The sequence below is a fragment of the Streptomyces sp. AM6-12 genome (assembly GCF_044327085.1).
GTDB lineage: Bacteria > Actinomycetota > Actinomycetes > Streptomycetales > Streptomycetaceae > Streptomyces.
The window spans coordinates 148,709-168,248 of sequence record NZ_JBIQWN010000001.1 but is presented as its reverse complement, the minus strand read 5'-3'; the positions used below and the strand labels follow the sequence as shown (position 1 = coordinate 168,248).

Here is a 19,540-nt window from a genome sequence, read left to right as displayed (position 1 = left end):
CCGTGCGCCTGTGCCCTCCGCGCCACCTGCGCATCGCGGCTCACACCGAACTGGTCTCCCTGAACGCCCTGTTGGCCAACCTGTTCACCGTCCACCTCAAGGCCCTCTCCACGCTGTTGGGCCCCACCCACGGCTGTGCCTACCTGTTCGTCGTACTCGCGACCTGGCGACTGGAGGGAGCGCCGACCGCCGCCAAGTTCCTTGCCCTCGTACCGGGAGCCGGGGGGCTGCTCGCACTGCGGCGGGCCGACAGCGCCGATCAGGGCCGGGCCCAGTCGAAGGAGGTCATTCCCTCATGATGTACGTATCGCCGATCATCGTCGGCGTCGCCTACTGCCTGCTGATGTCCTTGATCAAGGAACCCCACCGGCGTCGCTTCAACGCGATCATGCTGGCCGGTGCCGGAGCCGCCTATCTGAGCGGAGGCGGGGTCGGCCCGTGGGAGCTGCCGTTCACCGCGCTCATGGCCTATATCGCCTACCGAGGCCTGGAGTCCTGGACCTTCATCGGCATCGGTTGGCTGCTGCACACCGCCTGGGACGTGGTCCACCTGCTCAAGGGCCGCCCCATCCTGCCCTTCGCCCACACCTCGTCCATGGGCTGCGCCATCTGCGACCCCGTCATCGCCCTGTGGTGCTTCCGCGGCGGACCTTCGCTGATCGAGCTCCTGCGCCGCTGGCCGGGGCCCGGCCGGAGCGCGGATCACGATCACGCCTCCGTCCCTTCCTGACCGACCGTTCCCGCGCCCGGCCGCATGCGGCCGGGCGCGGGAGGCCCCACCAGTGCCGGTATCACCCGGCACTCAGCCGGAGCGCCCCTGGAGATGGTCACGGGTGACCTTGGTGATCTCGTGCCAGAACGGGACCGCGGTCAGATAGAGACCCAGCGCGCTGAGGATGCCCAGGGAGACGTCCACGCTGATGCGCCCCTGCCTGGCCCAGTACACGTCCTTGAGGTCGAGGAGCAGGGCGAACTCGTCGGCGATCAACGCTGAACCCGCACCGTACAGGGCACCGATTCCGGGGCGGCCGGCAAAGGTCTCGTCGCCGCGGACCGCCACCAGTCCGACACCCGCGAGCGTGACGATGCCGAAGTTGTAGTGGTGCAGATGTGTCTTGCCGCTGGAGATGTTGCCCCAAGGCAGCCAGCCGCCCCGGATGCCGTGCGTGATCAGCCGTGCCGCGCCGAAGGTGCAGCCGAAGCCGAGCCAGGCGGCCATGAGCGAACGCTGGGCGGGCGCGGTGTGATCATTCAGTGTTCGGCGCCAGCGTTCCCGCAGAGGAGGGCGCCGGGAACCGTGTGAGGACCAGGACGCCGGGCTTGGGGGCATTCTCACTCCTGATCGTGGCCTGAGTGACCGGGAAGCCGCGCTCGTGTCGCTGCCGGACACCGGTCAGGCCTACCACCAGGAGGACGGACTGATGCCCATGTGTCAACCGTTCGGCGGCGGCAAGCGGCCCTGGCCGGTGTTCCCGAGAGCGGATGTCCGGGCGATGCTCCGGCTCTCGGCGGCTCTTGGCCCTGCGCCGTCGACCTGGTAGGCATGACCTTGTGCGATTCGAGAGCGTTCCCATGCCGGCGTCGGTCGAGGCCAGGCCCCGTGACGCGCGCGGCTACCCCGTGCCGGCGATCACGCCCTGGGAGGCGGACGAGCCCCAGTTCGCACTGACCGACTACGACCGCAGCGCCGCCTGCGCCCGCGAGCGCCGGTGCTCGGTCTGCGACCGGGCCATGCCGCAGGGCCCGGTGTGGCGGGTGGTGGGCGCCGCGGAGAGCGCGGCGATCGGCGAGGCGCTGGCCGCCGGGCGGCCGTACCGCAATCTCGCGCCGACCCTCGAAGGACCGGGACATCGCGCGTGCATGCTGTACGCCTCGATGGTCTGTCCCTACCTGGCCCGCCCCAACGCCCGGCGCGGCATGTCGGCGGCCGAGCCGGACGACATGACCGCCCATGTGGTGCGGGGAGCCGTGCGGGGCGGCATGGGCGCGGTGGTCGGGTTCGCGGAGTACGAGTACGCCGTCACCGCCAGCCGGGTGCTGTTCCGCTTCCTCGACGTCGTCGAGTTCCTGCCGCACGACACCGCCGACGAGCACTTGGACGAACTGCGGGCCGAGCTGGCCCGGACCGCGCGCTGACCCGCCACGCGCCCCGGACCTGCCCGGCCCTCTCGTCGTCCGCTGTCAGGGGCGGTACGCCGCCAGGCCGGTGGTCGAAGTGGCCTTGGCCGGGCGGCCGGTGCCGTCGGCCCGCAGGGTCACCGTGCCCGACGGGGTGCGCACCGCGAGGGTCTTGCCGTCGGGGGACCAGGCCGGCTCGGTGTAGTCGGTCGTGGCATGCGGGGTGAGGTCCTTGACGTGGCTGCCGTGCGCCAGGTCGTCGACGAGGACGTGGTCGTGACCGGCGACCGAGCGTACGAAGACGATCTCCTCTTCGTTCTTCGGGGACAGCGCCGGCTCGGAGCCCTTGGCGAGCTTGGTGCCCTGCTGGCGCAGATAGTCGTCACGGATGTAGACGGAACCGGTGTGGTCGTTGGCGTACACCGAAGTGCCGTAGTGGCCGGCGGCGTTCGGCCACACGTTGCCGGTCTGCGGCAGCTGCCCGCCCGGGCCGGGGTCGCCGAAGAGGGACAGCGTCTTGGGCGTGCCGTGGACGGCCTTGGCGGAGACGTACTTCAGCCGGGACACACCGCCCGAGCGCGCCGCGAAGATGAGGTTGTCCTTGGCAGGGATGTTGTACCGGGAGTCCTTCGCGGTCACCTGCCAGGTCGGGTGGGACCAGTTCTGATTGCCGGGGTTCTTGGCGACGACGACGCGCCCGCTGCCGTCGGGATGGGCGATGTCCAGGTTGCCCGAGCCGTCGACGAAGGCGGCCTTGGCTCCGTCCGGCGACCAGGCGAGGTCCCGGACCGGCACCCCGAAGTTCACCTTGCGACCGCCGATCAGCACGTACTTGGTGCCGTTGCTGACGGTCAGGGTGCCGTGCGAGGCACCGGTGGCGGCCGAGGCGGTTCCGACGGCGCCCAGGAGCGCGGTGCCGGTGACGGTCGCGGCCACGGCGATGGCGGCAGCGACGGTGCGCGTACGCGTGGTCATGAGTACATTCCCCCCAGGAACGTGGAAAGGTCGAGCGGCGCGGTACAGCGGCGCCGGCCCCGAGCCTGTCAGGCACCGGTCCTCGAATCGTCCGTTCGGTGTCACAGGCAGGTAACACGACGGTCCGGTGCACCCGACGTGGCGGCCGGGTGCACCGGCGCCGCGGTCACGCTTCGACGGCGGACCGCGGCGGCCGGAAGCAGGCGATGACGTCCTTGCCGCGAGGGCAGCGGTGGACCTTCCATTCATGCGCGAGGGCGTCGACCAGGAACAGGCCGCGCCCTCCGGGAGAGTCGGCGTCGGGACGCCGTTGCTCGGGGAGCCTGGAATCGGCGTCGTGCACGGTCACATGGAGGCAGCCCTCGTCCCAGGTGAGGATCAGCTGCGCCGTGCTGTGGGCGTGGAGGTGGGCGTTGGTGACGAGTTCGGAGACGGTCAGCAGTACCGAGTCCACCAGCTCCGGCTGCGTCCGGGTCCAGCCGAGCGTCTCCAGATGCGTCCGTGTCCAGTCCCTGGCCGCCTTCACCCCGCTGCTCACGGGCAGTGTCCGTGCCCACCCCACAGCCTTCAACGAGGACCCGTCTTCCACTTTCTCCTCCTTCGGCGAGCGGCCGTACGCCTTCCGAGTGCCCGCGTTCGGCCAATTCAGCTCCGGTCGCCGCGGGGAACGTGCCCGCCGCCGAATCCCTACCGCTGGGGAACGGAAGAGGCCCCGGACCGGGCGGATGCCCGGTGGCGCGGGCGGCGTTGAGCGCGTCGCGGAACGTCCGGCCGACGGTGGTCGTTGCCGGTCCTGATGCCCGCCGTCACGCGCCCGGACGGTACGTCGATCGCCGCGTCGTTCAGGCCGTCGGCGGGCGCCGGAGTCCGGGCCGAGGCGACCGCCCAGGCGCCCGGGCCGTCGTGCTCCCGTGCCCGCAGGCCGTGGCGAACCCGCCGTCGTGCCGGAAGAGGGCCCCGAGAGGGGCCCCGCCGTTGCCGGCCGACACCAGGAAACCGCCGTACACGGCCCCGTTGCGTGTGATGCGCCGAGCGCGTCCTGGTCGTCGGCTTCTCGCTCCGGTCGGGCGCGGGCGGCCTGTCGCACCGGCACTCCCGCGCACCGGTGTTATGGGTCGGCCGGGGACAGTGCTGGGCCCTTGAGTATTGCCCGTGACTTCACGTCAGTGCAATGTTACATACCGCTGCCCGCCTCCTCGGGCGGCCTCCCCTCCGCTCCCCCCACTGGAGACGTGATGCAGTCTCGACCACTCCTGCCCAGAATCCTGGCCGCCGGGCTGGCGGCCGGAGGGCTCGTCGCGGGCCTGATGACCGCCCAGGCCGCGGCGGTCCCAGGTGCCACCGGACCGGTCCCGTCGCCTGCCGCGGCACCCTCCGCGGTTGTGCAGGCGGCCAGACAGCACGGAAAGGCCACACCGACCGGACCCCAGACCGGCCAGTCCCAAGCCCCCACCACGCAGGCGAAACCGCTGCCCCCGAAGCTCCGCGGGGAGCCGGCCGCCCTGGGTTCGGCCAAGCCGTCCAAGCCGCACCTGTCCGGGCACACGGCGCTCAACGCGACCGGTGCCGCGTGCACCACGGCGGACTTCGCGGGCCGGTCCGGCAGCGACCTGGTGTCGTACATCAAGACAGTGGACTGGAACTCCTGCCTCAACCCGCTGTTCAGCCTGACCGGTTCGGACGCGCACGCGGTGTTCAACGAGTCGCAGATGCTCGCGGTGGCGAACGGCGTCACGAGCGCGGCCGGCTCCTACACCGGTGACGACTCCGGCGGCCTGTACGAACTGATGTACTTCATGCGCGCCGGCTACTACGTGCAGTACGGCGACCCCCAGGACGTCGGCACCTACGACTCCTCGCTGCGCGGCGCCACCGAGAAGGGGCTGGACACGCTGTTCGCCAGCGGCCACGCCAACGACGTCAGCGCGGGCAACGGCGGCGTGCTGGAACAGGCGTTCATCCTCTCCGACAGCGCGCAGGCGCAGGCCGACTACCTGAAGGTCTACTCCCGGTACCTCGACGCCTACGACAGCGCTACCTGGGACGCCGTCCCCGAAATGGACCGGGCACTGAACGCGATCTACACCCCGCTGTGGCGCGGCCCGTGGCTCCCGGACTTCGTCAGCGCGATCACTGCCGACCCCGGCATCGCCGACACCCTTTACCACTTCACCCTCGACCACCGCGACCTGCTCGGCGGCGGCAACGACGTCCTCGACTCCAACGCGGGGAACGACCTCGCCAACTTCATCCAGATCCCGGCCCTGCAGAGCAAGATCCGCCCGCTCATCAAGGGTCTGCTGGACGGCTCGTCCATCACCGGCGCCACGGACAACCTGTGGGTGCACGTCGCCTACCGGGCCAGCACCGGCGATCCGGGCCAGTGCTCCTACTACGGGGTCTGCGATCTGGCGAAACAACTCACCGCGGCCGCACTGCCGATCGACTACCCCTGTGCCGACTTCACCGTCATGGCGCAGGCGCTCACCGCGACGGAACAGACCGCCGTCTGCGCGAGCCTGACGAACGAGGTGAAGTTCTACCAGGACCAGGTCAAGACCACCACGCCGATACCCGGTGAGTACTTCGACGTGAAGATGGTCGTCTTCGGGAGCAAGTCCGACTACGCGACCTACTCGTGGGCGATCTTCGGGAACGACACCGACAACGGCGGCGAGACGATGACCGGCACGCCCACCGACCCTAACAACATCGCCTACTCCATCCTCTACCAGTGGCCGACCGACAACGGCTTCCCGGCCAACGCGTGGAACCTCAACCACGAGTTCGCCCACGTCCTGCAGTCCATCTACGACATGAAGGGCGACTTCGGCACCCAGGTCACCGTGCCGGACGTGTGGTGGATAGAAGGGCAGGCGGAGTACGTCTCCTACACCTACCGCGGCATCACCGACGACGACGCGATCGCCGAGGCCGCCAAACACACCTACAAGCTCAGCCAGTTGTTCCAGAACACCTACGCCATCGACGACGAGACGCGCACCTACCCGTGGGGCTATCTGGCCGTCCGGTACATGACCGAGAAGCACCCCGACCGGATACAGGCCATGCTGGCCAAGATGCGGACCGGGGACTACCAGGGTGCCTACACCGTCTACAACAGCATCGGCACCGGCTACGACGCCGACTTCGACGCCTGGCTCGACACCCTGGCCGGTGACAGTGGCAGCGGTTCGGCCACGGCGTGCACCGATCCCAACACCCAGGCACTGGGCCAAAACTGCTACCGCTCCGGCCAGTCCGGGGTGGCGGGGGACACCGACTACTTCTGGATCTACCTGCCGGCCGGCACCACCACCCTGAAGGTCACCACCAGCGGCGGCAGCGGCAACGCCGACCTCTACTACGACCCGGTGACATGGGCCGGCCCGACCGCCTACACCAAGAGGTCCACCAACTCCGGCAACACGGAGAGCATCACCGTCACCAACACCGAGGCGGGGTACCGGTACATCAGCCTGTACGCGGTGACCGACTTCGAGGGGGTCACCGTCACCACCTCGTATTGAGCCCGTCACCGACACGCACTGAGCCGAGGCCGCGGCCCGGTCGACCCCGGTCGACGCGCCGCGGTCTCGGCAGCGCGCCGGCCGTTCGCATCCCGCGGCCTACGTACGCGGGATGCGGTAGTGACGGGCGGCGGCCCACGCCTGGAAGTGCGGTGCACGGCCGATGAGTTCCTCGTAGGCGGCCAGGGCGGCGCCGAAAAGCGTCTCGGCCATCACGTCGGACACGCGCTCGCGATGCCACACCAAAACGTAGCGGCACCACAGGGGCGTGCCGGCCAGCGGCTTGACGACCACGCCCGGATTCGGCTGGCACGTCGCCTGGACGACGGAGACACCCAGCCCGTCCGCGATCATCCGCTGCAACTGGTCCCGGTCCCCGAGGAATTCGTGCACCGTGGCGGGGGTGAAGCCGGCGGTCCGGAACGCGTCGTAGCAGACGCCGGGCCAGCCCGCACCGTCGTCGGGCGTCAGGAACCAGGCGTCATCTGCCAGCTCGCGCAGCGACACGTCCCACCGCGCGCTCGCCGGATGACCGGCGGGCAGGGCGACGAAACTGGGCTCGGTGACGATTCCGCGTCGCGCCACGGCCTTCGAATGCCGCAACTCGCTTCCCGGATAGTCGACCGCGACGCCGACATCCAGTCGGCCTTCCTCGACCAGAGCCACGATCCCGGCCGAGGAGTAGACGCTGCTCACCTGCGTGCTCAGCGACGGCAGGGCGGCGCGCGCCCGTTGCAAAAGGCCCGGCAGAATGGGCGTGTTCGTCGCGGCCAGCCGCAGCACCCGGTCGGTCCTGAGCCGTTCCGCGGTGGACCGCCGCCCGATCGCGTCGGCCAGCGCCACCACCTCGCGCGCCCGCACCACGACTTCGGCCCCGAAGCGCGTCGGTGTCACTCCCGAACTGCCCCGGACGAACAGGTCCGCGCCCAACAGCCGCTCGATGCGCTTCAGTTGGCTGCTGACCGCCGGCTGCGAGCACCCGAGGACCGTGGCCGTCCGGCCCAGGCTCAGCGTGTCGGCGATCGTGCACAGAATCCGCAGGTGTCGGAGTTCGAGTTCCATCGCGCCCCCTGCGAGAGCCACGGCCGGGTTTCTTGCAGTGCTGCGCCGCGATGTCCGAAGCTGTTCGGGACAACGAACGAACCAGCGCCACTCCGTACGGTATAGCGAACGGAGGTGGGGGAGAAGAGGGAAGAGTGTGAGTGCCTCCGAGGGCTCGATCCGGGGCATGCTGGCCGCCAACCTGAGGCGTGCGAGGACCCGGCGAGGGTTGTCGATCTCCGAGCTGTCCCGGCGTTCGAAGATCGGCAAGGCGACGCTGTCGCAGTTGGAGTCCGGCACGGGCAACCCCACCATCGAGACCGTGTTCAGCCTGTCGCGCGTGCTGGAGGTGCCGATCTCCGACCTGCTGGACGCCCGGCCCTCCGACGGACTGGTCCTGGCGCGTGCCGAGGAGGTGGAGGTGCTGCGGGGCGAGGCGGTCGATCTGCGCTCACTGCGGCGGATCGAGTCGGGCGACGCCGTCTTCGAGGTCTACGACCAGCGGGTGCGGGGCGGTGGCCGACAGGAATCCCTCGGGCACGTCGGCACCGAGCACACCATCGTGCAGGCCGGCAGGCTCGGCGTGCGGGTGGACGGGCGCGAGGTGGAGTTGGGTCCGGGCGACTACGTGGGGTTCGACGCGGCGCTAACGCACAGTTACACGGCGCTCGACGGCGAGGTGCGCTCGGTGCTGCTGTTGCAGTACCGAGCCGATCAGCGGCTGCATCTGTCCGCCCCGGCGCTCGACGCCCCCTGTCCGGCAGCGGGGGCGAGCGCGGAGCGGCGCCGACAGGCAGTCCGGCCGGACATGACCGTTGACACATCGGACAGGGCCTCGTAGCCTCCCGTTCGTTCGGTATAGCGAACAGTGGGGGTTCCGTGAACGGAACGCGGGTAGCGGTGCTGGGCGCCGGGATCGTGGGCGCCGCCTGCGCCCGGGAGCTGGCCCTGGCCGGCGTCCAGGTCACCGTCGTCGACCGCGGCGACCCCGGCCAGGCCACCACCGCGCACGGCGAGGGCAACGTACTGGTCTCCGACAAGGGACCCGGCCCGGAGCTGGAACTCGCCCAGCTGTCGCGGAGGCTGTGGCCGCAGGTGCTCGCCGGCATCGCCGAGAGGTCCGCCCACGCGGTGCGCGCGGTGGAGTGGGAGCCCAAAGGGGGCATCGTCGTCGCGACCACGGATGCCGGGGCCGTCGAGCTGTCCCGGTTCGCCGACGCCCAGCGCGCCGCGGGTGTGCGCGCGGAGGTCCTCGACGCCGACGTGCTCGCCACGGCCGAGCCGTCGGTCACCCGCGACCACACCGCGGCACTGCATTACCCCGACGATGCCCAGGTGCAGCCCGCCGCGGCGGCCGCGGCCCTGCTCACGGACGCGTTGCGGAGCGGCGCGGAACTGCGAACGGGATGCGAGGTGGTCGGCGCCGTCATACGCGCGGGGCGGCTCACCGGGGTGTGCACTCCGGCCGGCCTCATCGAGGCGGACATGTTCGTCAACGCCGCGGGACCGTGGGCCGGCGAGCTGGCCGCCCGCCTCGGCGCACCAGTGGACGTCCGCCCCCGCCGCGGCGATGTACTGGTGACCACGCCGCTGCCGCCGACGGTCTTCCACAAGGTCTATGACGCCGACTACGTGGGCGCGGTCGGCAGCGGCACCGGGGAACTCCAGACGTCGGCGGTGGTGGAGTCCACCCGTGGCGGCAGCGTCCTCATCGGCTCCTCACGCCGGCGGGTCGGCTTCGACGACAGGCTGCGCCCCGAAGTCCTGTCCCGCATCGCCGCCAAGGCGTTGCGGCTCTTCCCCGGTCTGGCCGGCGTCCCGGTGATGCGCGCGTACGGAGGATTCCGGCCCTACGTACCCGACCACCTGCCGATCATCGGCGCCGACCCGCGCCTCCCCGGCCTTTGGCACGCCGGGGGCCACGAGGGCGCCGGCATCGGTCTGTCGGTGGGCACCGCCCGGCTGTTGCGGAACCTGATCCTGGATCTGCCGACGGAGATCGACGTGACCGCGTTCCGCGTGGACCGCCCGGCCGTACTGGGCGCGACAGCGCATCCCGCGAGTGAGGAGACGGCATGAGCCCGAGACGTGTCCGTGCCGAGGCCGACGCGGTCGGGCGGCGGGAGAGGCCGCTGCTGATCACCGTCGACGGCGAGGCCGTACCGGGCATCGACGGCCAGAGCATCGCGGGAGTGATGCTCGCGGCCGGCCGTCTTGGCTGGCGCCGCGGCGTCTCCGGCGCCCCCCGTGGGGTGTTCTGCGGAATCGGCGTCTGCTTCGACTGTCTGGTGACCGTGGGCGCCGAGCGCGACGTGCGCGCCTGCCGCCGCCGGGCACGTGACGGTGACGTGGTGACCCTTCAGTCCCGGCAGCCCGGCGCACCGGGGGCCGGGACCGTGCGAGAGTCCGGAACGGGGGAGAGGTGACGCCCCCTCACGTCATCGTCGTCGGCGCGGGCCCCGCAGGTCTCGCCGCGGCGGAGACCGCACTGATCGCCGGTGCCGAGGTGACACTGATCGACTCGGCGGAACAGCCCGGCGGCCAGTACCACCGCATGCTGCCGGCCGCCTACGCCGCCGCCCGCCCGGAGCGGCTCCAGCATGGCTGGCGAGCCTTCGACCGGCGCCGTCGGCGGGTGCTGGCGCACCCACGCTGCACCTGGTGGCCGGATAGCACGGTGTGGGCGCTGGAACGCCCGGCCCCGCACGAACCCGGACCACCGAGGGTCCACGTGCTGCGCGGCCCGGCCGATGGCGCTGACCGGCGTCGTCTCCAACTCGACCCCGACGCGCTGGTGCTCGCCGTCGGCGCCCACGACCGGGTGCTCCCGTTCCCCGGCTGGGACCTGCCCGGTGTGTTCACCGCCGGCGCGGCACAGGCGCTGGCCAAGGGCGAACGAGTGGTGGTGGGGGACCGGGTGGTGGTCGCCGGCACCGGACCGTTCCTGCTCCCGGTGGCCGCGTCGCTGCTGGAAGCCGGCTCCCGAGTGCTGGCCGTGTTCGAGGCCAACGCGACGGCCACCATGGCGCGAGGCTGGTCACGGCGCCCCTGGGAGCTGGCCGCGCAGGCCGGGAAGGCCGCCGAGCTCGTGGAGTACACGGCGGCACTGCTACGGCATCGGGTGCCCTGTCGAACCGGCCGGGCCGTGGTCGAGGCGCGCGGGGACGGCCGGGTGGAGGAGGTCGTCACCGCGCGACTGCGGCGCGACTGGTCGGTGGTGCCGGGCACTGAGCGCACCATCGCGGTCGACGCGGTGTGCGTCACCCACGGCTTCAGCCCGCAGTTGGAGCTTCCGGTGGCCGCCGGGTGCGCGCTGCGCGGTTCGCCGGCCGGCGAGTTCGTCGCCGTCGACGATGACCAGCGCACCAGCTGTCCCGGCGTGTACGCCTGCGGCGAGATCACCGGCATCGCGGGTGCCCCGGCCGCACGGGTTCAGGGGGCGCTCGCCGGGTGGGTGGCCGGCGGCGGCGATCCGGCGTCCCCCGCCCTGCGCCGCCTGCGCCGCGGCCGGGACCAGGGCAGGGCCTTCGCCGAGCGGCTGGCCCGAGCGCACCCCATCGGTGCGGCCTGGCCCGGATGGCTGCGGCCGGAGACGGTCGTCTGCCGCTGCGAGGAGACCGACTACGCGTCGCTCTGCCGGGCCGTCACCCATGTGGCCAGTGCCGCCGCGAGGGTCGCCAAGCTGGAGACGCGCGCCGGTCTCGGCCCGTGCCAGGCCCGCGTGTGCGGCCCCACGGTCGCCGAGCTCAGCGCACGGCTGCGTGGCGAGCCCCTCGACCGGCCGGTCGAGGGCCTGCCGGTGGCCGGCCCGCACCACCGGCCGATCGCCCAGCCCATCCGGCTGGGCGAACTCGCCGGAGGCCCGGACCGAGTCCCGGACGACACGGCCTGAGCCAGGAAGCGCCTCGCCGTAGGCCCGCTGACCACGGCGCGGGCCGCCAGTTCGACGGCGGCGGCCTCCACGGCAGCGGCGACCGCACCCGGCGCCGCCGATCGGTCAGCCGCGCCGGCCGCGAACCGGCGGGGCTGGGCGGCACGGGCGTGCGTTCGAGTCGAGGGCCCTGGTCACAGCAGGAAGCCACCGGGGAAGGGATCGTCCGGGTCGAGGAAGTACTGGGCGGTGCCCGTGATCCAGGCGCGCCCGGTGACGCGGGGGACGACGGCGGGCAGCCCGCCGACCTCGGTCTCCGCGACGAGACGGCCGGCGAACTCGGTACCGATGAAAGACTCGTTGACGAAGTCACGGTGCAGCGGCAGCGCGCCGCGGGCGTGCAGCTGGGCCATGCGTGCCGACGTACCGGTGCCGCACGGTGAGCGGTCGAACCAGCCCGGTTTGATGGCCATGGCATGGCGGGAGCGGTACGCGTCGGAGCCGGGGGCCGCGAAGTAGACGTGCTTGACCCCGGCGATCTCGGGCTGCTCCGGGTGAACGGGGCGGTCCGGTGACGCGTCGATCGCGTCCATGATGGCCAGCCCGGCCGCGAGCAGGTCGTCCTTGCGCGCGCGATCGAACGGCAGCCCCAGCGCGCTCAGTTCGACGAAGGCGTAGAAGTTCCCGCCGAAGGCGAGGTCGTACGTCACCGTCCCGTACCCCGGTACGTCCACTTTCCGGTCGAGGCCGACGCAGTAGGCGGGGACGTTGGTGAGCGTAGCCGACTTCGCCGCACCGTCCTCGACGTGGACCTCCACGGTGACGAGGCCGGCCGGGGTGTCGAGGCGGACGGTCGTGGTCTCGGCGACGGGGACCATGCCGGTCTCCACGAGGACGGTGGCCACGCCGATGGTGCCGTGTCCGCACATCGGCAGCACCCCGGAGACCTCGATGTACAGCACTCCGAAGTCCGCGTCGGGGCGGGTCGGCGGCTGGAGGATCGCGCCGCTCATGGCGGCGTGACCGCGCGGCTCGTACATCAGGAGCGTGCGCAGGTGGTCCATGTGCTCGATGAAGTGCAGCCTTCGCTCCGCCATGGTGGCCCCGGGGATCACCCCGACACCACCGGTGATCACGCGGGTGGGCATGCCTTCGGTGTGCGAGTCGACGGCGTGGAAGACGTGACGGGTACGCAATGAACGTCCCTTTCGTTTGAAGCCGTTCCGGTCAGCGGAAGCCGCGGGCGACGGCCTTCTCGGTCGCCGTGCGGACCGAGTTCTCCGTCTCGGCGGACAGCGGCATGCGCGGTGGGCGAGTGGGGCCGCCGCGGCGGCCGACGACGTCCATGGACACCTTGATGGCCTGCACGAACTCGGTCCTGGAGTCCCAGCGCAGCAGCGGGTGCAGGGACTTGTAGAGCGGGAGCGCGGTGTCGGGGCGGTCGACGGCGGAGTGGTACAACTCGGCACAGGCGGCGGGGAAGGCGTTCGGGTAACCGGCGATCCAGCCGACCGCGCCCGCCAGGGCGAGTTCGAGCAGGACGTCGTCCGCGCCGGCCAACAAGTCGAGGTCCGGCGCGACTTCGGCGATCTCATAGGCCCTGCGCACATCGCCGCTGAATTCCTTCACGGCCACGATGCTGCCTTCGCCGTGGAGTCGGGCGAGAAGCGCGGGGGCGAGATCGACCTTGGTGTCGATGGGATTGTTGTAGGCCACGACGGGCAGCCCGGCCCGCGCGACGTCCGCGTAGTGGGCGCGCACCGCCCGCTCGTCGGCTCGGTAGGCGTTCGGCGGGAGCAACAGGACGCTCGCGCAGCCCTGTTCGGCGGCCTCCTCGGCCAAGCGGCGTGACTCCGTGCTGCCGTAGGCGGAGACGCCCGGCATCACGCGCGCGCCGTCCCCCGCGGCCTCGACGGCGGTGCGGACCACACGGGCACGCTCGTCGTCGGTGAGGGTCTGGTACTCGCCGAGGGAGCCGTTGGGCACGACCCCGTCGCAGCCGTTGTCGAGGAGCCAGCGGACGTGCTCGGCGTAGGCGTCGTAGTCGATGGCGAGGTCGTCGCCCAGGGGCAGCGCGGTGGCGACCATGATGCCGCGCCATGGGCGATCGGCGTTCCAGGCGGTGTCGGGGTCGGACGCAGTGGTGGCGGTCATCGAGGAACCCCTTCTGTAGTGTGTGACATTTTACTGAGCGATGCGCAGCGCCCACAAGGCTGGCGGCGCCGTCAGTTGGCGGATGCTTGTCCGGGCTCAGCATGCGGACAGGGCGAGCAGACCCGTAGTGAACAACGTGACATTGTATAGTGACGCCCGCGTAGGTCTGGAGGAACGGTCATGGGTCATTTGTCGTCCCGCAGCGTCATCCCCGTTCGGGAGAACCTGCGCGACCAAGTGGCCAACGCGCTGCGTGCCGCCCTCATCGCGGGCGAGCTGCGGCCCGGCGTCGTCTATTCCGCGCCCACCCTGGCCGCCGAACTCGGGGTGTCGGCCACCCCGGTGCGCGAGGCCATGCTCGACCTGACCAGGGAGGGCCTGGTCGAGGCGGTGCGTAACAAAGGCTTCCGGATCACCGAGGCGAGCGAGCGCGAGCTCGACGAGTACGCCGAGATCCGCGAGATGATCGAGGTCCCCACGATCGGGCGCGTCACGGACCTCGCGCGCGCCGAGCAGTTGGAGGCGCTGCGCCCGCTCGCCGAGGAGATAGTCCAGGGCGCCCGGCGACACGACCTGATCGCCTACCTGGAGGCCGACCGCCGCTTCCACCTCGGCCTGCTCGGCCTCGCCGGCAACGCGCACCTGGTCCAGGTGGTCGGCGACCTCCGCAAGCGCTCGCGGCTGTACGGGCTGACCGCTCTGGACGCCAGCGGCCGCCTGGTGGAGTCGGCCGAGGAGCACCTCGAACTGCTCGACCTGATGCTGGCCGGCGACAGTGGCGGAGCACAGGCATGCATGCGGCGCCACCTCGGCAAAGTCCGGTCCCTGTGGGCCGCTTCCACCCAGGACGCTCCGACCGCGGGGCTCGACCGCGGCGCGAGCTGACGCTCCGCGCCGGGGAGCGGCGTTCAGAGCCGTAGCCGCGGAACAGCTTCAACCGGGCCTGTGTCGCCGAGGTCCAGCGGCGGCCATGGGGCGCTGCGCGCCCCAGTCGGCGCGGAAGGCGCGGCGCGCGAACGCTGCGCCTCCAGGCAGGTGCCGTAGGTCATGACGCGGACGCCTCAGTCCGCTTCCGCCCACTTCACCGCGGCCGATCGGATTCAGGGCGATCTCGTGCCAACGGCCGTACTACCTCGTACCTGCCCTGGTGGGAAGTCACAGGAGCCCGGCGAATCCAGACGCGATGCGGGGGAACCAGAAGCCGAGCAGAGCAGGGAGGTGGCTGTGGCCGGTGAAGAAGGCTTGGGATTGGACGACGTGTTGAGGGCGGCTGAGGATGCCGCCCCGGTGGAATCGGTGGACGTGGTGGCCCGGAATCTGGAGAAGCGGCTCTCGGCGACAGAGGTTTCGTTCCTGTTCGTCGACATCCTCGGAAAGGAAGCCGTTCGGCTGCCCAGAGCCGGCCGGGTGGGGGAGGCGTGCGCCCAGGTGGAGAGGGTGGAGCTCGCAGGCAGCGTCTACGAACGGGTGCTGCGTACTCAGCGTCTGCACCAGGAGGACGACGGGGAGGGCGGCCGGCGGCTGGTGACACCGGTGACCAACCGCGGTGACTGCATCGGAGTGCTGGACATGGTGGTGCCGCACGCGGACGACTCGGTCCTCGACGCGGTGGTGCAGGCAGCGCACGCGCTGGCGTACATCGTGGTGACCGACCGCCGTTTCACCGATCTCTACCACTGTGGCAGACGCACCACCACCATGAGTCTGGCGGCGGAGATCCAGCACCAGCTGCTGCCGACGGCGCCCTGCTGCGAGGCGGCCCAGTTCACGCTGGCGTGCGGCCTGGCGCCGGCCGACGACGTCGGCGGAGACAGCTACGACTACGCCCTCGACCAGAACATCCTGCACGTGTCGGTCACGGACGCGATGGGACACGACACCGCCTCCGCGCTGCTGGCCACACTCACCGTCAACGCTCTGCGCGGGGCCCGCCGCGCCGGTCACGGCCTGCTCGACCAGGCGTACGCCGCCCACCAGGCGATCACCGACAACGCCCGCGGCATGACCACCGGCCAGTTGCTGCGCGTGGAGCTGGAGACGGGCGCCTGCGAACTGGTCAACGCCGGCCATCCCCGGCCGCTGCTGCTGCGCGGAGACGGCGTGGAAGAACTGGTTCTCAAGGCGAACCTCCCGTTCGGGGCACTCGCCCCGGTCACGTACGAGGTGCAGCGGCTCCACCTGAACCGGGGGGACCGGCTGGTGCTGCTCACCGACGGCATGCAGGAACGCGGCGCCGCCGAGGTCGACCTGCCCTCCCTCGTCCTCGACACCCGCGACGCACACCCCCGCGAGTTGGTCCGAGCACTCACCACGGCGGTGCAGGAAGCCTGCGGCGACCATCTCCCGGACGATGCCACCGCCCTGGTGCTGGACTGGCACGGCAGCTGTTCGGGACAGCGCCGGACCCACGGCGGCTCCAACACCTGAAGACCGTGCACACGCTGAGAGCTTCGGCAACGCATCGCGTGCGGAGGCAGACGGGCCGCCGACAGCCCGGTTGCCCGGCCGGCTCCCGGCAACCGGCTGGAGTAAGCCGGTGCCGACCGGGAATCCGCTCGTTCGGGCTGGTCAGACAGCCCGCGGCATCGGCTCTCTGTCCCACTGGGGGAATGCGGCGTGATACTCGACGGTGTACCGGCACCTGCTGTCCGCGAGACCACATATGACGCGGCGGCGCGAAAGCAGCGCTTGCGCCGCCGCCTGGAGCGACTGATCGGCGTAGCCGCCACCGAAGGCAACGACCTCGTGCCGCTGCGCAACGGTGATGAGATCTTCCCCGCCATGATCGGTGCGATCCGCGCGGCTCGGCACACCATCGACATGATGACCTTCGTGTATTGGCGGGGGCAGGTTGCGCATGACTTCGCCGCCGCTCTGGCGGACCGCGCCCGCGCTGGGGTGCGGGTGCGGCTGCTGCTCGACGGGTTCGGCGCGAAGAGGATCGAGCGGAGGCTGCTGGACCTCATGAGTGCCGCGGGAGTGCAGGTGGCCTGGTTCCGCAAGCCCATGTTGCTGTCACCGTTCAAGCAGAACCACCGCTGTCACCGAAAGGCCCTCGTCATCGACGAGCAGACCGCCTTCACCGGCGGCGTGGGCATCGCGGAGGAATGGTGCGGCAACGCCCGCAACGCCGACGAGTGGCGCGACACCCATGTCCAGGTTCGCGGTCCGGCCGTGGACGGCATCGCGGCGGCGTTCGCGCAGAATTGGGCGGAGTGCCACGACGAACTCTTCGACGACCGTGACCGCTTCACGGAGCACCCGCAGGTCGGCTCGGCGGTGGTGCAGGTCGTCCGGGGCTCCGCGAGTATCGGCTGGCAGGACATGCAGACCCTCATCCGCGTCATGCTCACCTCCGCCGAGGAACGCTTCCGGCTGGCCACCGCATACTTCGCGCCCGACACCTACTTCATCGATCTGCTGTGCGAGACCGCCCGTCGCGGTGTGCGGGTCGAAATCCTGCTGCCGGGCCCGCACACCGACCAGCGCGCCTGTCAGCTCGCCGGCCAGCACCACTACACGCGCCTGCTGCGGGCCGGTGTACACATCCGCCAGTACCAACCGACCATGATGCACGCCAAGATCATCACCGTGGACTCGGTCGCCTGCCTCATCGGCTCGACCAATTTCAACCGCCGCTCCATGGACCACGACGAAGAGGTCATGCTCGCCGTCCTGGACGAGGAGTTCACCGCGTCGCTCGACCGCGACTACGACGCGGACCTGGAGCGCAGCACGGAGATCGACCTCGATCGATGGAGACGCCGGGCAGCGCTGCAACGCGTCAAGGAAGCCGCGATCACTCCCATCCGACGCTTTCTGTGAGCCACTCAAAGGCCTCCGCACTGCCGCGAAACGCGCCTACGAACGGGTTCCCCCCGTGGACCAGGAACAGCGAGAGGGTGCTCCCGCGCGGGTCGCGCTCGTTGTCCCGCTGCATGGCGAACTCGATCGGGACGGTGATCCGCTCGGCGTGTCCGAAGCGGGTGTCGGGGCCCGGGTGATGAGACGGTGGCACTGTGCGGGGCGGCCGCGACCACTAGGTTCTGTCGTCAAATATCGCGCCCACATCAGGAGTGACGCCCGTACGGTGGCGGTCCCAGGCTTCACCAGTCGCTGACGACGACCACCACCGGTGCGGCGGTCGGGGGACCACCTGAGGAGCGGTGCACGATCCCCCGCGTCCCGGCGCGTGCCATCTGCGGGTGCGCGACGCCGAGCCGGTCTCGGTCCCTCTGACTTGGCCCGCACGTCCCGGCCATCGAGCGACGGCCGCCTCCCGCCGTCACGTCGAGGGCCACCTCGCTCATCAGCGGCGACCCCCGAAGCTCCTGGCCACTTGACCGGCAGACGGGTCGCCCTCGCCGGATCGGCGCGGAGCGTCACCGCCGATCGGCTCAGCAGTCACACCGCGCGCCGTGGCGTGAACGCGACCCGCGTCCACCGAGGGCCCGAATGAAGTGACGTTCGACCGACCGACCGGGCGGGGGATGAATCGAGTCCCAGGCGATAACGCCCTGGCTGCGCGGGTAGCCGCTCATCATGAGTCCCGGTAACCACGCGCCGCTGCGGGCTGTAGCGACCATGGCCGCCCTCGTTGAACACGGGGGTGACGGGCAAGGCCAGCCAGATCGCTGACCACAGCGTGAAGCCCGGTGCGGAGACCGAGATGAGCGAGGGCGACGAGTGGGCCGGCCGTGGAGAGACGGGCCGGCTCCGACATCTTCCAGGGCTTGAACAACGTCGGTTCTCCCTTTCTTCGGCCGTCACCACGAAAACGCTCGCGGCGAGCTCAGCCCACCTCACCCGCCGGCTCAAGGAAGCACCGCACCCGGCGACCTGATACACCGCCCCGTCCGCTCGACCCGACAGGAGAACACCGTGCCAGCGCCCGACTTTCCCGACCTTCCCGACCCGGTCTCCCGCCACCCCCAGGCACCGCTCCCCGACCAGGGGCAGAACCATCCCGGCTCGACCGAGGCGATGGACCCGCGGCCGGACCACGGGGAGGAGTCCTACCAAGGCCACGGAGTTCTCCTGGACCGGGCGGCACTGGTCACCGGCGGTGATTCGGGGATCGGACGAGCCGTGTGCCTGGCCTTCGCGAGGGAGGGCTCGGACGTCGTCTTCACCCACCTGGCCGAGGAGGCGGACGAGGCGGAAGAGACCGCCCGGCTCGTCCGCGACGCAGGCCGCAAGGCCGTGGCCGTCGCCTGCGACATCAGGGACGAGGGCCAGTGCCATGCCCTGGTGGACCGGGCGGTGAGCGAGATGGGGCGCGTCGACATCCTCGTGAACAACGCTGCCTACCAGATGGCGCAGCCCGACGGGATCGAATCCATCACCACCGAGCAGTTCGACCGTGTGATGAAGACCAACCTGTACGGGATGTTCTGGCTGACCCGTAGGGCTTTGGGGCACATGCCGCGAGGCGGGTCGGTCATCAACACCACGTCTGTCCAAGGCTTCCAGCCCAGCCCACACCTCTTGGACTACGCGATGACGAAGTCGGCGATCATCTCCTTCACGCACGGGCTGGCCCAGATGGTGGCCGAACGCGGCATCCGCGTCAACGCAGTCGCTCCCGGCCCCGTGTGGACACCCCTGATTCCCGCGACGATGCCGGACACCGCTGAGTTCGGCAAGCAGTCACCGTTGGGCCGACCGGCCCAGCCGGCCGAGATGGCGCCGGCCTACGTCTTTCTCGCCTCTCCCCAGGCGAGCTACATCACCGGAGAGATCGTCAACGCCACGGGCGGAACGCCGCTGCCCTGATCGCGCCCGTCAGGCACTGGCGCCGACCGGTCGCGCTTCCGCGATCGGCCGCGCGGTCGGCCCGATGGCCAGGAGT

Annotated in this window: 18 protein-coding genes; 12 read left to right on the top strand and 6 right to left on the bottom strand. The window is 70.9% G+C overall.

The genetic code is table 11. The annotated features are described in order from the left end of the window. Positions 1-2: 2 nt before the first annotated feature. Together ACE4Q9_RS00810 and ACE4Q9_RS00805 are read left to right on the top strand one after the other, a co-directional pair. Positions 3-299, top strand: coding sequence for a DUF3817 domain-containing protein (locus ACE4Q9_RS00810; protein ID WP_397982229.1), 297 nt, complete (start codon positions 3-5; stop codon positions 297-299). Then, entirely contained in the window at positions 296-730 is a 435-nt protein-coding gene (locus ACE4Q9_RS00805) for a DUF6010 family protein (protein WP_397982228.1), read from the top strand. Before ACE4Q9_RS00810 ends, ACE4Q9_RS00805 begins: the two co-directional genes overlap by 4 nt. A gap of 72 nt (positions 731-802) precedes the next feature. On the opposite strand, the gene ACE4Q9_RS00800 is transcribed toward ACE4Q9_RS00805, so the two are convergent. Beyond that, entirely contained in the window at positions 803-1,219 is a 417-nt protein-coding gene (locus ACE4Q9_RS00800; RefSeq protein ID WP_397982227.1) for a hypothetical protein, read from the bottom strand. Between the two features lie 353 nt (positions 1,220-1,572). On the opposite strand from ACE4Q9_RS00800, the gene ACE4Q9_RS00795 reads away from it, so the two are divergent. Further along, entirely contained in the window at positions 1,573-2,136 is a 564-nt protein-coding gene (locus tag ACE4Q9_RS00795) for a hypothetical protein (protein ID WP_397982226.1), read from the top strand. A 45-nt stretch (positions 2,137-2,181) separates the two neighbouring features. Here the strand turns inward: ACE4Q9_RS00795 and ACE4Q9_RS00790 are convergent, their stop codons facing one another. Together ACE4Q9_RS00790 and ACE4Q9_RS00785 are read right to left on the bottom strand one after the other, a co-directional pair. After that, positions 2,182-3,093 (bottom strand): hypothetical protein, encoded by a 912-nt coding sequence (locus ACE4Q9_RS00790; protein WP_397982225.1) that lies wholly within the window; start codon positions 3,091-3,093, stop codon positions 2,182-2,184. 166 nt (positions 3,094-3,259) lie between these two features. Further along, the gene (locus ACE4Q9_RS00785; RefSeq protein WP_397982224.1) at positions 3,260-3,682 is read right to left on the bottom strand and encodes an ATP-binding protein; all 423 of its coding nucleotides are present in this window, start codon (positions 3,680-3,682) and stop codon (positions 3,260-3,262) included. Between the two features lie 646 nt (positions 3,683-4,328). Between ACE4Q9_RS00785 and ACE4Q9_RS00780 the strand changes: the two genes are divergently transcribed. Then, on the top strand, positions 4,329-6,623 hold the full coding sequence (locus ACE4Q9_RS00780; protein ID WP_397982223.1) for a collagenase: 2,295 nt from the start codon (positions 4,329-4,331) through the stop codon (positions 6,621-6,623). A gap of 99 nt (positions 6,624-6,722) precedes the next feature. Here the strand turns inward: ACE4Q9_RS00780 and ACE4Q9_RS00775 are convergent, their stop codons facing one another. Further along, entirely contained in the window at positions 6,723-7,685 is a 963-nt protein-coding gene (locus ACE4Q9_RS00775) for a LysR family transcriptional regulator (RefSeq protein ID WP_397982222.1), read from the bottom strand. Positions 7,686-7,821: 136 nt separating this feature from the next. Between ACE4Q9_RS00775 and ACE4Q9_RS00770 the strand changes: the two genes are divergently transcribed. From ACE4Q9_RS00770 to ACE4Q9_RS00755, 4 genes are read left to right on the top strand one after another with little or no spacing between them, the layout of a single operon-like run. Next, positions 7,822-8,505 (top strand): helix-turn-helix domain-containing protein, encoded by a 684-nt coding sequence (locus tag ACE4Q9_RS00770; protein WP_397982221.1) that lies wholly within the window; start codon positions 7,822-7,824, stop codon positions 8,503-8,505. Positions 8,506-8,543: 38 nt separating this feature from the next. Continuing rightward, a complete protein-coding gene (locus ACE4Q9_RS00765) occupies positions 8,544-9,743 on the top strand; it encodes an NAD(P)/FAD-dependent oxidoreductase (RefSeq protein ID WP_397982220.1) in 1,200 nt (399 codons plus the stop codon). After that, a complete protein-coding gene (locus ACE4Q9_RS00760; RefSeq protein ID WP_397982219.1) occupies positions 9,740-10,090 on the top strand; it encodes a (2Fe-2S)-binding protein in 351 nt (116 codons plus the stop codon). The genes ACE4Q9_RS00765 and ACE4Q9_RS00760 overlap by 4 nt, the downstream gene beginning before the upstream one ends. After that, a complete protein-coding gene (locus tag ACE4Q9_RS00755) occupies positions 10,087-11,556 on the top strand; it encodes an FAD-dependent oxidoreductase (RefSeq protein WP_397982218.1) in 1,470 nt (489 codons plus the stop codon). Before ACE4Q9_RS00760 ends, ACE4Q9_RS00755 begins: the two co-directional genes overlap by 4 nt. A 173-nt stretch (positions 11,557-11,729) precedes the next feature. Here the strand turns inward: ACE4Q9_RS00755 and ACE4Q9_RS00750 are convergent, their stop codons facing one another. After that, positions 11,730-12,731 carry a proline racemase family protein gene (locus ACE4Q9_RS00750; RefSeq protein ID WP_397982217.1) on the bottom strand — a complete coding sequence of 334 codons (1,002 nt, stop codon included), beginning with the start codon at positions 12,729-12,731 and terminating at the stop codon, positions 11,730-11,732. A gap of 31 nt (positions 12,732-12,762) precedes the next feature. Next, entirely contained in the window at positions 12,763-13,689 is a 927-nt protein-coding gene (locus ACE4Q9_RS00745; RefSeq protein WP_397982216.1) for a dihydrodipicolinate synthase family protein, read from the bottom strand. A gap of 180 nt (positions 13,690-13,869) precedes the next feature. Here ACE4Q9_RS00745 and ACE4Q9_RS00740 point away from each other — a divergent pair, with 180 nt between their 5' ends. The 4 genes from ACE4Q9_RS00740 (at position 13,870) to ACE4Q9_RS00725 (ending at position 19,464) form a co-directional block, all read left to right on the top strand. After that, positions 13,870-14,574, top strand: coding sequence for a GntR family transcriptional regulator (locus ACE4Q9_RS00740; RefSeq protein WP_397982215.1), 705 nt, complete (start codon positions 13,870-13,872; stop codon positions 14,572-14,574). A gap of 402 nt (positions 14,575-14,976) precedes the next feature. After that, the gene (locus ACE4Q9_RS00735) at positions 14,977-16,116 is read left to right on the top strand and encodes a PP2C family protein-serine/threonine phosphatase (RefSeq protein WP_397982214.1); all 1,140 of its coding nucleotides are present in this window, start codon (positions 14,977-14,979) and stop codon (positions 16,114-16,116) included. Between the two features lie 189 nt (positions 16,117-16,305). Continuing rightward, on the top strand, positions 16,306-17,514 hold the full coding sequence (locus tag ACE4Q9_RS00730) for a phosphatidylserine/phosphatidylglycerophosphate/cardiolipin synthase family protein (protein WP_397982213.1): 1,209 nt from the start codon (positions 16,306-16,308) through the stop codon (positions 17,512-17,514). Positions 17,515-18,570: 1,056 nt separating this feature from the next. After that, positions 18,571-19,464, top strand: a complete 894-nt coding sequence (locus tag ACE4Q9_RS00725; protein WP_397982212.1) for an SDR family oxidoreductase — start codon at positions 18,571-18,573, stop codon at positions 19,462-19,464. The last annotated feature ends 76 nt before the right edge of the window (positions 19,465-19,540 follow it).

Excerpts from the sequence above, each read along its gene's own strand:
- ACE4Q9_RS00795 (WP_397982226.1), top strand. The coding sequence starts at position 1,573 with ATGCCGGCGTCGGTCGAGGCCAGGCCCCGTGACGCGCGCGGCTACCCC.
- ACE4Q9_RS00775 (WP_397982222.1), bottom strand. The coding sequence starts at position 7,685 with ATGGAACTCGAACTCCGACACCTGCGGATTCTGTGCACGATCGCCGAC.
- ACE4Q9_RS00780 (WP_397982223.1), top strand. The coding sequence starts at position 4,329 with ATGCAGTCTCGACCACTCCTGCCCAGAATCCTGGCCGCCGGGCTGGCG.
- ACE4Q9_RS00805 (WP_397982228.1), top strand. The coding sequence starts at position 296 with ATGATGTACGTATCGCCGATCATCGTCGGCGTCGCCTACTGCCTGCTG.
- ACE4Q9_RS00790 (WP_397982225.1), bottom strand. The coding sequence starts at position 3,093 with ATGACCACGCGTACGCGCACCGTCGCTGCCGCCATCGCCGTGGCCGCG.
- ACE4Q9_RS00740 (WP_397982215.1), top strand. The coding sequence starts at position 13,870 with ATGGGTCATTTGTCGTCCCGCAGCGTCATCCCCGTTCGGGAGAACCTG.
- ACE4Q9_RS00760 (WP_397982219.1), top strand. The coding sequence starts at position 9,740 with ATGAGCCCGAGACGTGTCCGTGCCGAGGCCGACGCGGTCGGGCGGCGG.
- ACE4Q9_RS00800 (WP_397982227.1), bottom strand. The coding sequence starts at position 1,219 with ATGGCCGCCTGGCTCGGCTTCGGCTGCACCTTCGGCGCGGCACGGCTG.
- ACE4Q9_RS00745 (WP_397982216.1), bottom strand. The coding sequence starts at position 13,689 with ATGACCGCCACCACTGCGTCCGACCCCGACACCGCCTGGAACGCCGAT.